We start from the raw sequence: 13,661 nt of genomic DNA on the forward strand, positions 1-13,661 counted from the left end.
TCATCCCGCGGCCAGGCCGCTCGGTGTGGGCTCGGACGTGAGCGGCGCCTCGTCGTACATGGGCGGCTCGGACGTCAGGGGCGCGTAGTCGGCGAAGGGCGGCTCGCTGGTCAGCGGCGCCTCGGAGGAGGAGGTGGTGGTGTCGGCGTCGTACGCGAAGGGCGTCACGGGGTTCACGGGCTCCGCCTGTTTGGAGAGGGCCGAGAGCAGGAGTTGTGCCGATGCGGCCACGGGGGCCTCCTTCATGAAGAGGGGGTCGTGAGTCGGAAGCCCTACCCAGGAGGCGCGGCCGCAGACCTGATCGCGTGCTCAACGTGTTACTGGTCACATTGTGTCCCGCGAAAGGAAATTGACCAGAGCGCGGGTGGAACGGGAAGACCTTCAGCTCTCGCACCACGCCCCGGAAGGGCAATTGCGGCACAACGGCCACGGGCGTTGACACCCTGCCCCGGACAGTGGTGGGCTCGGTAGTCACCCTGGGACACCCCCATCGCGCCGACCGTTGTCGCGTTGACCGTTCTTGACCAGTCGAGGAGTACGCCGTGCAGCTCCGGCGCAGGAAGAGGGCGGCCGCCGTCGCGGTCGCCGTCATCGCGGGGACGCTGGGCGGGGCCACCGGAGCGACGGCGGTGCCGGCCCCCGGCGCCTCGGCCGGTGACCGGGGATCGGAGGCGGCGCTGCCGTCGGTGTGGCCGCGGCCGCAGTCGCTGAAGGAAGCGGCGGGCTCGACGGGCGGCGTCACGATCCCGGACGACGTGGTGCTGCTCGCCCCTTCGGGGACGGACCCGTACGCGGTGGACGCGCTGCGCACACTGCTGCGGGACGCGGGCGTGCGGGAGATCCGGCAGGTCGCCTCGGAGGACGAGGTCCCGGCGGGCGGCGGACTCGTCGTGCGTACGGGATCGGTCGCGCCCGAGGGCGGGTCCGGTGCCGGGGACTGGTCCACCGGCCGCTCCGGCGGCGGGAGTTCGGGCGGGAGTTCCCTGGACGCGGTGTTGCGCGGGCTCGGCGCCACGGCCCGCCGCGACCTGCCCGCCGGGGGCTACCGCCTCGCCGTCGGCCGCACGTCGGGCCGCCCGTCCGTCGCACTGGAGGGCGTCGGCGACGACGGCCTGTTCCACGCGGTGCAGACGCTGCGCCAGCTGATCAGGGGCCGCGAGGTCGCCGGGGTCGTCGTACGCGACTGGCCGGGCACCGTCGTACGCGGTCTGACCGAGGGGTTCTACGGCACGCCGTGGACCACCGGGCAGCGCCTGGACCAGCTCGACTTCCTGGGCCGCACCAAGCAGAACCGCTACCTCTACGCCCCCGGGGACGACCTGTACCGGCAGGCGCGCTGGCGCGAGACGTACCCGGCGGACCAGCGGGCGGACTTCCGCAGGATCGCGGAGCGGGCCCGCGCCAACCACGTCACGCTCGCCTGGGCGGTCGCCCCCGGGCAGGCGATGTGCCTGTCGTCCGACGACGACGTCAAGGCGCTGAACCGCAAGCTCGACGCCATGTGGGCGCTCGGGGTGCGGGCGTTCCAACTGCAGTTCCAGGACGTGTCGTACAGCGAGTGGCACTGCTCGGCGGACGCGAAGGAGTTCGGCTCGGGGCCCGAGGCGGCAGCGCGGGCGCAGGCGAAGGTCGCGAACGCGGTGGCGGAGCACCTGGCCGCCCGGTACCCGGGCGCCGAGCCGCTGTCGCTGATGCCGACCGAGTACTACCAGGACGGCGGGACCGCGTACCGCACGGCGCTCGCCCGGGGCCTGGACGACGCGGTGGAGGTCGCCTGGACCGGCGTCGGCGTCGTCCCGCGCACCATCACGGGCGGTGAACTGGCGGGCGCCCGGCAGGCGTTCAGCTCGTCGGGCACGGCCCACAAGCTGCTCACGATGGACAACTACCCGGTCAACGACTACGCCGAGGACCGCATCTTCCTCGGCCCGTACACCGGCCGCGACCCCGCGGTGGCCTCCGGGTCCGCGGCGCTGCTCGCGAACGCGATGGAGCAGCCGGCCGCCTCCCGCATCCCCCTGTTCACGACCGCGGACTACGCGTGGAACCCGCGCGACTACCGCCCCCAGGACTCCTGGAAGGCGGCGATCGACGACCTGGCGGGCGGCGACAAGGACGCGCGGGCGGCGCTGTCCGCGCTCGCGGGCAACGACGCCTCGTCGGTGCTCGGCGCCGACGAGTCCGCGTACGTACGGCCGCTGATCGCGGAGTTCTGGAAGGCGCGTACGACGACGGACGCCACGCGCTCCGCGAAGGCCGCCAAGGCGCTGCGGGACGCGTTCACGGCGATGCGGCGCACGCCCGCCGGGCTCCACGGCACGGCGCTCGACTCCGAAGTGCGGCCCTGGAGCGACCAGTTGGGGCGCTACGGCCGGGCCGGCGAGGCGGCCGTCGACATGCTGGACGCGGCGGGGCGCGGTGACGGCACGGCGGCGTGGGCCGCATCGCAGCGGCTCGCGGCGCTGCGCAAGGAGCTGGCGAAGTCCCAAGTGACGGTCGGCAAGGGCGTGTTGGACGCGTACCTCACGCGGGCGGTGGGCGCCTTCGCGAGCTGGTCGGGCACGGACGCGGCCGACGCGGCGACCGGGCCGGACGACCGACTGCCGCGCGTGCGGGCCCTGTCCACGGTCACGGTGCTGGCGGACCCGGGCACGACGGGCACCGTCGAGGCGCAGGTGCCCGGCGAGGGCTGGCAGCGGCTGGGCGCGCTCGACGGGGGCGGCTTCACGGAACTGTCCGGCAAGAACCTGCGCGCCGACGAGATCCGGGTCACCGGCGCACCGTCCGGCACGGTGCGCCACCTCGTCCCCTGGTACGCGGACGCCCCGGCCGCCTCGTTCGCCCTGGCCCGCACCGAGGCCGACGCGGAGATCGGCGGCGGCGCCCAGCGGGTGACGGCCCGCCTGGCCTCGCGGCGGCCCGGCGACGTCCACGGCACGCTGAAGGCGAAGGCCCCGCACGGCATCACGGTGAAGACCCCGGCCCGCTCGGACCTGCCGCGCGGCACGACGGTCGACGTCCCGCTGGACATCACGGTCCCGGCGCACACGCCCGCGGGCACGTACGAGATCCCCCTCACGTTCGGCGACGAGACCCGCACGGTCTCGGTCCGCGCCTACCCGCGTACCGCGGGCCCTGACCTGGCGCGTACGGCCGAGGCGACGTCATCGGCGGACGAGACCCCCGACTTCCCGGCGAAGGACGCCAACGACGGGGCGGCGGACACCCGCTGGTCGTCCCCGGCGAAGGACGGCGAGTGGTGGCAGGCCGAACTCCCGCAGCCGGTCCGGCTCGGCCAGGTCGTCCTGCACTGGCAGGAGGCGTACGCGTCCGCGTACCGCGTCCAAACCTCCACCGACGGCCGCACCTGGCGCACGGCGGCGACCGTACGGGACGGGCGCGGGGGGCGTGAGTCGGTGCGGATGGACGCGAAGGACGTCCGTTTCGTGCGGGTCGTCGGGGACAGGCGGGCGACGCGGTTCGGGATCTCGCTGTTCTCCGTGGAGGCGTACGCGGTGGCGACGGACTGAGCCGCCACCGCGCCCCTCGCTACTTCGACAGGTTCGCCGGAGGTATCGGAGAAGCCGCCAGCGACTGCGGGGACGTCGTGGACGCGTACGCGGACGGGGCCGACATGCCCGCCGTCGGGTCGCCGGGGGCCGCCTCGCCGTCGGCCTGGACGGGGACGCCGCCCACGATGCGGATGCCGGCCTCGTCGAAGGCGCGCTTGATCCGCCAGCGCAGCTCGCGCTCGACGGTCAGGGCCTTGCCGGGCATGGTCTTGGCGCTGACCCGCACCACCATCGAGTCGAGCAGGACGCTGTCCAGGCCGAGGACCTCGATCGGGCCCCACAGCATCTCGTTCCACGGCTCGGCCTTGCTCATGGTCTCGCCGACCTCGGCCAGCGTCGCCCGCACCTTGTCGAGGTCCTCGTCGGCGCGGACGGTGACGTCGACGCCGGCGGTGGCCCAGCCCTGGGAGAGGTTGCCGATGCGCTTGACCTCGCCGTTGCGCACATACCAGATCTCGCCGCTGTCACCGCGCAGCTTGGTGACCCTGAGCCCCACCTCGATGACCTCGCCGGAGGCGACCCCGGCGTCGATGGAGTCCCCGACCCCGTACTGGTCCTCGAGGATCATGAAGACGCCGGACAGGAAGTCGGTGACGAGATTGCGCGCACCGAAACCGATCGCGACGCCCGCGACACCGGCGGAGGCCAGCAGCGGGGCCAGGTTGATCTCGAACGTGCCGAGGATCATCAGCGCGGCGGTGCCGAGTATCAGGAACGAGGCGACCGAGCGGAGCACGGACCCGATGGCGTGGGACCGCTGACGACGCCGCTCCACATTGACCAGCAGGCCGCCGAGCGCGGTGCCGTCGACGGCCTGGGCCGTGCGGTTCATGCGCTCGATCAGCTTGGTGATGGCTCGGCGTATCGCGACGCGCAGCACGGCGGCGATGACGACGATGAGCAGGATGCGCAGGCCGATGCCCAGCCAGGCGGACCAGTTCTGCTCGACCCAGCTGGCGGCCTGACCGGCCTGCTCCTGGGCGTCCTTGAGAGTGGGCTGTTGAGTGGCATCGTCAGCCGACAGGACGGACAAGATCACGGCGGGTACCTCCAGGCGTTGCCATCTGCCCGCCTCGAACGGAACGGCACGGCTCGGGGACAGGAGCGGGCAGACCCACCACACTAACGGGGCATCGCGTGCGGATCGTTGTCATGTTCGAGGGAGAGACAGTCCTCACCTGGGGATGAAGGACATGTGGTCGAAAACACTTCAAGGCCGTTACGCGGACATGGTGGCGCCGCGACCAGCCATGAGGGGAGACTGACTACGAGATCGTCCCGGCGCGAGCCACGCGCCGCCGGCGTACAAGGAGGCATCCGTGCCGCATGTCCTGGTCCTCAACGCGTCGTACGAGCCACTCGGCGTCGTACCGCTCCGCCGCGCGCTGGTACTCGTCCTCGAGAACAAGGCCACGTGCCTCGAGGAGTCCGGCGCCTTCATGCACAGCGCGACACGTACCGTCCCCGCTCCCAGCGTGGTCCGGCTCAAGCGATTCGTCCGGGTCCCCTACCGGGGGCCCGTTCCTCTGACCCGGCGTGCACTGTTCGCCCGTGACGGCGGCCGGTGCATGTACTGCGGTGGCGTCGCAACCAGCGTCGACCACGTGATCCCGCGCAGCCGCGGTGGTCAGCACGTCTGGGACAACGTGGTGGCGTCGTGCCGCCGCTGCAACCACACCAAGGCCGACCGCCACCTGGTGGAGATCGGCTGGCGCCTGCGCCACAAACCGGCACCGCCGTCGGGTCTGGCCTGGCGCATCATCGGGACCGGACATAGGGATCCGCGCTGGCTGCCGTACTTGCAGCCGTTCGGCGCGGACGAGGCACTGGCCCGGATCGAAGGCGTCTCCGCCTGATCTCGATCCGGGTCCTCGTGTTTTCCGGACGGCCGTACGCCCACCGCGGGTGGGGGTGCGGCCGTCGTCACATTCACCGTCGTCACATTCAATGGACCCCGTCGGGAACCTTCGGCCCGGTGCCGGACACGTACGGAGCATGGAACTGAACGACGCTGGTCCCGCCGCGCCGGTCGGAGGCACCTCCGACCGCGACCTGTGGGCAAGAGCCGTCGACGGCGACCGGGAGGCATTCGGCCGGATCTTCGACCGTCATGGGAAGACCGTCTACAACCACCTGTTCCGGCGCACCGCCGACTGGGCCGAGGCCGAAGACCTCACGTCCACGGTGTTCCTGCACGCCTGGCGGCGGCGCTCGGAGACGGTCCTCGACCGCGACTCGGCCCTGCCGTGGCTGCTGGGCATCGCCAACGGCCAGCTGTCGAACACCTGGCGGCGGCTGAGACGGGCCGAGGCGTTGCTGCACCGGCTCGTCTCCCACGACGAACCCGTGGGCGACCACGGCGACCATGCCGACCGCGTCGTGGGACTGGTCGACGACGAGCGTCGCATGTCGGAGATCCACCGGGCGCTGGCCCGGCTGCCGCGCCACGAACGCGAGGTCGTCGAGCTCTGCATGTGGTCGGGCCTCGACCAGCAGGCGGCCGCGGCGGCCCTCGGGGTGGCGGTCGGCACCGTGAAGTCCCGGCTCCACCGGGCCCGGCGGAGGCTGGGGGCCGATCTCGTGGAGGGATCCGCGGTGCCGGCGTCCTTCAGTTCCAGGAATCCCGTCCATGCGGAAGAGGTCGCACGATGAAACACACGCAGGGCGTTCCTGCGGCTCCTTCCGAGCGTGATCTGCCGGACAGCCGGCGGACCCGAGAGGAGCTCCTGATGAAGATCGACACAGAGAACGACCGTCCTTCGGCACGGTTCAGGTGGGGGGTGCCGCTCGCCGTCGCCACCGGGGTCGCGGTGGTGAGCGTCGCGGCCGTGAGCGCCTTCGGCAGGACCGGGGACGCCGAGCCGCTCGTCGCCGACCCGGCCGGGAACCCGACGCGCGCCGCGACACCGACTCCGGCCTCGCCCTCCGCCGGCAAGAGCCAGGGCCGGGCCGCCGGGGCCACCTCGTTCACCGTGACCAGCACGAGGACGACCTCGATCGACGCCGGGACCGTCTCCAGGATCCTGGCCTCCTGCCTGGGCCAGGACGCCTCGCGCTTCCACCCGGTGCTCGCGGTCCGCACGCCCGTCGCCGCGCAGGACCAGGACGGTGTGGTCATCGCCGTCGACCCGGACGGCCAGTACGTGCAGTGCGGCACGAAGGGCGACAAGGGCACCAGCACGTCCCACCCGCCCACGTTCATCAACGACCGCCTGTGGGGCACCGGGCACAAGGTCTCGTACTTCGAGTCGACCGGCGCGCGTGCCGGCCAGGGGCAGTACCTCATGGTGGGCGCCGGGCACTACACGTCCGACATCGCCAAGATCACCATCAGCTACAACGACAGCCCGAAGGAGTACCCGGCGGTCATGGCGGGCGGCGCCTTCGTCTACGCGGCGTCCGCCTCCGGCGTCAGCCCCGACCCGAAGGACCCGGGCCCCGTCCCCTACGTCCACGCCTACGACGCATCCGGAAAGGAGATCTACAACCAGAAGAAGGACCCGCAGTTCAGCGACTGAGCCGAGCGCGGGGAGGGTCTGTCGCTACGCGACGGACCCTCGCGACGGTGCGAGGAGGTCCTCGACCGCCGCGAGTACCGCGTCGGGGCGTTCCTCGTGGAGCCAGCCGTGCCCGGCGTCGTCGAGGACCCGCTGCTCGCCGCGTGGCGACTCCGCCGCGAGTTCCGCGTGCAGCAGGCGCTTCGCCTCGTTGATCTCGCGGAACAGGCCCGCGCCCCATGTCTGTTCCTGCATCGCGTCCGGACCCAGGGCCGTGAGCACGATCAGCGGGATGTCGGGGGTGGGCGGGGCGGCGCGGAGTTCGGCGGCGACGGCGTCGTAGAGGTTCAGGTTCTCGCGGCCCGCGGCGCGCCAGGTCGCCAGGTGCCGGGCGGCGAGGGGTTCGCGTACGGGCTCCGGCCAGGCGGCGAACCGGGTCGCCAACTGGGCGCGGGCCGCGTCCAGTTGGGCGGCGGTGGGCTCGATCTCCTCCTGGGCCGCCATCGCCCGGAGCATCTCGTCCAGCTTCTCGCGCAGCGGTGCGGGGGCCCGTACGGCCATGTCCTCGTGGAACGGGTCGAGCAGGAGCAGGGCCGCGACCTCGTCGGGGAAGCGCCGGGCGTAGTGGCGTGCGTAGGCCCCGCCGAGGGAGTGGCCGATCAGGAGGTAGGGCCCGGGGACGTCGGCGGCCGCCAGCAACTCGCGCAGTTCGTCCGTCACTTGGGCCGCGGTGCGGGGCAGGTCCGCCTCGTGGCTCCAGCCGTTGCCCGCCCGGTCGTAGAGCACGCTCGTGGTGAGCCCCGCGACGCGGTCGTGCGCGTTGAGGTAGTCGAGGCTCATCGCCCCGGCCCCCGCCAGGAACACCGCGGGCGGGCCGCCCGCGCCGGAGCGGTGCAGCATCAGGGTCCGGCCGTCGCCGATGTCGTACAGCTTCCCTAGGGGCGGGTGCACCACGGCCCCCGCCGCCCCCGCTGTCCGCACTGCTCTCACCGTTCTCACCGTTCTCGCCGCTCTCACCGTTCTCATGTTTGAGAAAGGTATCAGTCATGAGATCGTACGTCGATGGACTCGGTCGATCTCCTCCTGCACCCCGTACGGCTGCGCCTCGTGCACGCCCTGTCCGGCGAACGGGCCCTGACCACTTCCCAGTTGTGCGCCCTGCTGCCCGACGTGTCGAAAGCCACGGTGTACCGGCACGTGGGGCTGCTGGCCGACGGCGGGCTGCTCGAGGTCGAGGGCGAGCAGCGGGTGCGCGGCGCCGTCGAGCGCCGCTACCGGCTGCGGCGGGAGCGCGCGGCGATCGACGCGAAGACCGCCGCCGCGGTGCCGCCCGAGGAGCACCGCAAGGTGTTCGCGGTGGCGATGGCGACGCTGCTGGCCGAGTTCAACGCGTACCTCGACCGCCCCGGCGCCGACCCGGCCGCCGATCTGGTGGGCTACCGGCAACACGCGATGTGGCTGAGCCCGGACGAACTCGCGTCGCTGATCGGCGAGTTGAGGGAGGTCCTCGTACGGCACATCACCAACGACCCGACCCCCGACCGCAGCCGCTACCTGATCAGCCCGATCCTGTTCCCCGCGGAGGGGGCGGACGGCCCGGAGTGAACTCCCTGCCCCTCCCTGTACCGCATGCTCCGGATCGGTGACGCGCAGCGGTGTGATGGGCCGTCAAGTGGTGCTGCTCGGCGATGAGTTCGGCCACGGTCGTCTTCCCGGACCCCGGCGGATGGTCGCGCTCGTGCCCACCGAGGACTTCCGGCAACACCAGCTCCGCACCCTCCCGCGCGCCGCCGCTCTCCACGCGCCGGTCAGCGACCCGGCCCGCGCCCAGGCCAACCGCATCGCCCGTGACCGGCTGCTCGCCGATGACGCGGTGCAGAGCGCCCGCCGCCTCGGCATCCGCGTCATCGAGGTCGACGGCACGCTCGACGCGGCCGCGGTGGCGGCAGCGGTGGCCGAGCAGTTCGCCCCGTACCTCGGCCCGTCGGCAGCGGCCGCGTAACGAGTTGGACAATCAGGGGGCGTCAGCTATTGACGCCCCCTTCACATGCGTCTTACGTTCCTCGCACCCCAATAGGAAACTTTCCTAACAGTGCTGCGAGGAGGCAGGACCCATGGCTGGTACCCCCGGCACGCCCAGCGTGCTGCGCGCCATGAACGACCGCGCCGCCCTCGACCTCCTCGTCGCCCACGGACCGCTCACCCGCACCCGCATCGGCGAACTGACCGGGCTCTCCAAGCCGACCACCTCGCAGATCCTCGGGCGGCTCGAAGCCGCCGGGCTCGTGCGGACCACCGGCAGCCAGAGCGGGCGGCCCGGGCCGAACGCCGTCCTGTACGAGATCGACCCGGGCTCCGCCCACGTGGCCGCCCTGTCCGCCGACCCGACCGGCATCACCGCCGTGGTCGCCGACATCACCGGCGTCGAGCGCGGCCGCTGCCGCGTCGAGGCGGTCGCCGTCGCCGAGGACGTGCGCCACCGCACCGCGCAGCTCGTCACCGAGGCCGTCGACGGGGCCCTGCGCCGGGCAGGACTCGGCCACGACGACCTGACGGCCACCGTCATCGGCACCCCGGGCGCCATCGACCCGGGCACCGGCCAGCTGCGCTACGCCCCTCACCTGCCGGGCTGGCACTCGCGCACCCTGCGCGCCGAGCTGGCGGAGGTGCTCGGCACGCCCGTCGCCATCGAGAACGACGTCAACCTCGCCGCCGTCGCCGAGCAGTACGAGGGCGCCGCCCAGGACCACGACGACTTCGTCCTCGCCTACGTCGACGAGGGCGTCGGCGCCGCCATCGTGCTCGGCGGCGTGCTGCTGCGGGGCGCGACCGGTGGCGCCGGTGAGATCGGCTACATGCCGCTGCCCGGCGCCCCGCTGGCCCGCGGCGGCGTCGACGTGCTCGCCCGGGAGGACGCCGGAGGCGGGTTCCAGAGCCTGGTCGCCGCGCCCGCCGTGCGGCAACTCGCGGGCGGCATCAAGGACTTGACCGAGGCGCTGGCGAACGAGGACGTCCTCGCCGAGGTCGCCCGGCGGCTCGCCACCGGCATCGCCTCCATCGTCGCCGTCGTCGACCCCCAGCTCGTCGTGCTCTCCGGGCAGGTGCCGCAGGCCGGCGGCGACGCCCTGCGCGCGCGCGTCGAGGACGAGCTGACCGGACTCGCCCTGCCCCGGCCGCAGTTGCGGATCAGTGAGCTCGATGGCGATCCCATCCTCACCGGCGCCCTGCGCACCGCCCTCACCCAGGCCCGCGCCACCGTCTTCGACACCAGCAGCGCCTGACCGCCACCCCCTCGCCTGTCACCTCTCGCCCCTCACCTCGCACCTCTCACCTCTTCACGGACCTCCCCAACCCCCGTACCAGTAAAGGACGTTCGCCATGCCCCGATGGCGTATACCCCTGCGCGCCCCCGTGCTGCTCACCGCGGCCGGGCTGCTGCTCGCCGGCTGTGCCAATCCGAGTACCGGCAGCGCCACCGACGACCCGACCAAGCCGGTCACCCTCACCTTCTGGCACGGCTGGTCGGCGGAGGGAGAGGTGAAGGCGATCGACGACTCGATCGCCCGCTTCGAGAAGCTGCACCCGAACATCAAGGTGAAGTCCGTCGGGAACGTCACCGACGCCACCGTCAACCAGGCCCTGCGCGCGGGCGGCGACGAGGCCCCCGACGTCGTCTCGTCCTTCACCACGAACAACGTCGGCCAGTACTGCGACTCCGGCATGTGGGCCGACCTCGACCCGTTCATGAAGAAGACCGGGCTCGACAAGAAGAAGGTGTTCCCCCAGGCCCTGCTCGACTACACGGGCTACAACGGCAACCAGTGCGCCCTGCCGCTGCTCGCCGACGCCTTCGGCATGTACTACAACAAGGACGCCTTCAAGGAGGCGGGCATCACGCACCCGCCGAAGACGATGTCCGAGTTCGTCGCCGACTCCAAGAAGCTCACCGAGAAGTCCGGGAACTCGTACAAGCGCGTCGGCTTCATGCCGAACTTCCGGCTCTACCAGAACAGCCCCGACCGGCTGTTCGCGCAGTGGGGTCCGACGTACTTCGACAAGGACGGCAAGTCGCGGCTCGCGAAGGACCCGGCGTCCTATCAATTCTTCGACACCACGAAGAAGTTGATGGACGCTCAGGGCGGCTACGACCGACTCGAACGGTTCCGGACCTCCTTCGGCGACGAGATGTCGAACCAGAACGCCTTCCTGGGCGGCAAGTTGGCCATGCACCTGGACGGCGAGTGGCGCGGGCTGATGCTGAACGAGTCCAAGGCGAAGTTCGACTGGGGCGTCGCCCCGCTGCCCGTCCCCGACGACAAGCCGGAGACGTACGGCCGCGGCTATCTGACCGGCACCGTCGTCGGCATCGCGCACAGCAGCAGGCACCAGAACGCGGCCTGGGAACTCGTGAAGTACCTGACCGCCGACACCGACCAGGTCGTCAGGTTCGCCAACGCGATCCACAACATCCCGTCCACGAACGCGGCCCTCAAGTCGCCGAAGCTGGACGCCGATCCGAAGTTCCGCACGTTCCTGGACATCGCGAAGAACAAGTACAGCCAGGTGCTGCCCCCGTCGACGAACGGCGGCATGTACGTCGTCCAGCTCCAGGACTTCTCGTACACCGAGGAGGCGGGCCGCGTCCCGAACCTGAAGTCGGGCCTGAAGCGCCTCGACAAACTCATCGACGCCGACACACTGCAGTCGCAGAACTGAGGGGCGGAGAAAGCAGAATGGCACTCACACTCTCCCGGCCCGCGCGGCGCAGACTGCGCACGCTCGGCTTCCTGTCCCCCTGGCTGATCGGGTTCAGCGTCTTCTTCGCGTACCCGCTGCTCGCCACCGTCTACTTCTCGTTCATGCACTACAACCAGATCAAGGCGCCCACGTTCGTGGGGCTGAGGAACTGGAAGTACGTGTTCCAGGACATGCCGCTGTTCGGCCCGGCCCTGTGGAACACGCTGTGGCTCGTCGTGATCATGGTGGCCCTGCGGGTCGTCTTCGGCCTCTCGCTCGGCCTGCTCGTCACGAAGATCAAGAGCGGTGTCGGCTTCTTCAGGACCGCCTTCTACCTGCCCTACCTCGCCCCGCCGGTGGCCGCGACCGTCGCCTTCGTCTTCCTCCTGAACCCCTCGACCGGACCGGTCAACGAGGTGCTCGGCAAGATCGGCATCGAAGGCCCCAACTGGTTCAACGACCCGGCCTGGGCCAAGCCGTCCCTCGTCCTGCTGTCCCTGTGGGGCATCGGCGACCTCATGGTCATCTTCATGGCCGCGCTCCTCGACGTACCGAAGGAGCAGTACGAGGCGGCCGAGCTCGACGGGGCGGGCGCCTGGGGCAGATTCCGGTACGTGACGTGGCCGTCCATCACGCCGATCGTGATGTTCGCCGTCGTCACGGGCGTCGTCCAGACGATGCAGTACTACACACAGGCCCTGGTCGCCGGGAAGATCGCGTCCGGCGTCTCCATCGGCCCCGGCTCCGTGATCCAGCCCGGCTACCCGGACCACTCGACCCTCACGGTCCCCCAGCTCGTCTACTCGATGGGCTTCCAGAACTTCAACACCGGCGCGGCGTGCGTGCTCTCGCTCGTCCTGTTCGTGATCGCCATGGCCGTGACCATGCTGCTCATGCGCAAGCGCTCGGGCCTGCTCGCGGCGGAGGACTGATCCCCCATGACCACTACGACCCTTCGCCCGCCGGCCACGACCGGCGCCGACGACCGCAGAGAGCAGGCGCCGGCCCGCCCGCGCCGCAAGGAGATCCTCCACTGGATCGCCGTGCACAGCATCGCGATCGCCGTGGCCCTCCTCTTCGTCCTCCCCTTCGTCTTCGTCTTCCTCACGTCCGTGATGAGCGACGACCAGGCGATGAGCGGCGACCTGTGGCCGGACTCCTGGCACTGGGAGAACTACAAGACCGTCTTCGAGACCGACGGCTTCCTCGACTGGTGGAAGAACTCCCTGATCTACGCGGGTCTGGGCACCCTGTTCACCGTGTGCTCGGCGATACCCGTGGCGTACGCGCTCGCCAAGTTCCGCTTCCGCGGCCGCCGCACCGCGATGATCCTCGTCATCTCGACGATGATGCTGCCGCCCCAAGTCATCGTGATCCCCATGTACTTGGTGTGGGCGCAGCAGTTCCACCTGGCCGGCACGCTGTGGCCGCTGATCATCCCGATGGCGTTCGGCGACGCGTACTCGATCTTCCTGCTGCGTCAGTTCCTGCTGACGATCCCGAAGGAGTACATCGAGTCGGCGAAGGTCGACGGCTGCGGCGAGCTGCGCACCCTGCTGAAGATCGTGGTCCCGATGGCCAAGCCGGGCATCGCCGCGATCGCGCTCTTCCAGTTCTTCTACTGCTGGAACGACTACTTCGGCCCGCAGATCTACGCGGCCCAGAACCCGGCGTCGTGGACGCTGAGTTACGGCCTCGAATCCTTCAAGTCGGCGCACAGCGTCAACTGGAACCTGACGATGGCCGCGACGCTGCTCGTGATGGCGCCGGTCTGCCTCGTCTTCTTCTTCGCACAAAAGGCCTTCGTCGAAGGCGTCACCCTCACCGGGGTCAAGGGCTAAGGACGGTATTCGGT

The 13,661-nt window shown here is 71.0% G+C and carries 13 protein-coding genes; 10 read left to right on the forward strand and 3 right to left on the reverse strand.

From position 1 onward, the window contains the following. Complete coding sequence (locus tag ACIBUY_RS09600; RefSeq protein WP_365578460.1) at nt 1–231, reverse strand: hypothetical protein; 231 nt, start codon at nt 229–231, stop codon at nt 1–3. A 311-nt stretch (nt 232–542) separates the two neighbouring features. Here ACIBUY_RS09600 and ACIBUY_RS09605 point away from each other — a divergent pair, with 311 nt between their 5' ends. After that, entirely contained in the window at nt 543–3,530 is a 2,988-nt protein-coding gene (locus ACIBUY_RS09605) for a beta-N-acetylglucosaminidase domain-containing protein (protein ID WP_399152272.1), read from the forward strand. Between the two features lie 19 nt (nt 3,531–3,549). Here the strand turns inward: ACIBUY_RS09605 and ACIBUY_RS09610 are convergent, their stop codons facing one another. Then, nucleotides 3,550–4,611: a mechanosensitive ion channel family protein gene (locus ACIBUY_RS09610; protein ID WP_365578456.1), complete on the reverse strand. Its 1,062-nt coding sequence runs from the start codon at nt 4,609–4,611 to the stop codon at nt 3,550–3,552. A 280-nt stretch (nt 4,612–4,891) separates the two neighbouring features. On the opposite strand from ACIBUY_RS09610, the gene ACIBUY_RS09615 reads away from it, so the two are divergent. The 3 genes from ACIBUY_RS09615 to ACIBUY_RS09625 all read left to right on the forward strand — a co-directional run bounded on the left by ACIBUY_RS09615 (nt 4,892) and on the right by ACIBUY_RS09625 (nt 7,090). Beyond that, on the forward strand, nt 4,892–5,428 hold the full coding sequence (locus ACIBUY_RS09615; RefSeq protein WP_018531511.1) for an HNH endonuclease: 537 nt from the start codon (nt 4,892–4,894) through the stop codon (nt 5,426–5,428). Nucleotides 5,429–5,567: 139 nt separating this feature from the next. Next, nucleotides 5,568–6,224: an RNA polymerase sigma factor gene (locus ACIBUY_RS09620; protein WP_399152273.1), complete on the forward strand. Its 657-nt coding sequence runs from the start codon at nt 5,568–5,570 to the stop codon at nt 6,222–6,224. 77 nt (nt 6,225–6,301) lie between these two features. Continuing rightward, complete coding sequence (locus tag ACIBUY_RS09625) at nt 6,302–7,090, forward strand: hypothetical protein (protein ID WP_399152274.1); 789 nt, start codon at nt 6,302–6,304, stop codon at nt 7,088–7,090. Nucleotides 7,091–7,114: 24 nt separating this feature from the next. On the opposite strand, the gene ACIBUY_RS09630 is transcribed toward ACIBUY_RS09625, so the two are convergent. Next, nucleotides 7,115–8,050 carry an alpha/beta fold hydrolase gene (locus ACIBUY_RS09630; protein WP_399152275.1) on the reverse strand — a complete coding sequence of 312 codons (936 nt, stop codon included), beginning with the start codon at nt 8,048–8,050 and terminating at the stop codon, nt 7,115–7,117. Between the two features lie 81 nt (nt 8,051–8,131). Between ACIBUY_RS09630 and ACIBUY_RS09635 the strand changes: the two genes are divergently transcribed. The 6 genes from ACIBUY_RS09635 (at nt 8,132) to ACIBUY_RS09660 (ending at nt 13,647) form a co-directional block, all read left to right on the forward strand. Continuing rightward, the gene (locus ACIBUY_RS09635; RefSeq protein WP_399152276.1) at nt 8,132–8,674 is read left to right on the forward strand and encodes a helix-turn-helix domain-containing protein; all 543 of its coding nucleotides are present in this window, start codon (nt 8,132–8,134) and stop codon (nt 8,672–8,674) included. Between the two features lie 37 nt (nt 8,675–8,711). After that, the gene (locus ACIBUY_RS09640; protein ID WP_399152277.1) at nt 8,712–9,071 is read left to right on the forward strand and encodes a hypothetical protein; all 360 of its coding nucleotides are present in this window, start codon (nt 8,712–8,714) and stop codon (nt 9,069–9,071) included. 112 nt (nt 9,072–9,183) lie between these two features. Then, nucleotides 9,184–10,350 carry an ROK family transcriptional regulator gene (locus ACIBUY_RS09645; protein WP_399152278.1) on the forward strand — a complete coding sequence of 389 codons (1,167 nt, stop codon included), beginning with the start codon at nt 9,184–9,186 and terminating at the stop codon, nt 10,348–10,350. Between the two features lie 97 nt (nt 10,351–10,447). Beyond that, entirely contained in the window at nt 10,448–11,785 is a 1,338-nt protein-coding gene (locus ACIBUY_RS09650) for an ABC transporter substrate-binding protein (RefSeq protein WP_399152279.1), read from the forward strand. Nucleotides 11,786–11,802: 17 nt separating this feature from the next. After that, on the forward strand, nt 11,803–12,738 hold the full coding sequence (locus tag ACIBUY_RS09655) for a carbohydrate ABC transporter permease (protein WP_399152280.1): 936 nt from the start codon (nt 11,803–11,805) through the stop codon (nt 12,736–12,738). Nucleotides 12,739–12,744: 6 nt separating this feature from the next. Continuing rightward, entirely contained in the window at nt 12,745–13,647 is a 903-nt protein-coding gene (locus tag ACIBUY_RS09660; RefSeq protein ID WP_365578404.1) for a carbohydrate ABC transporter permease, read from the forward strand. Nucleotides 13,648–13,661 lie beyond the last annotated feature (14 nt).

The organism is Streptomyces sp. NPDC050085, from assembly GCF_044460595.1.
GTDB lineage: Bacteria > Actinomycetota > Actinomycetes > Streptomycetales > Streptomycetaceae > Streptomyces.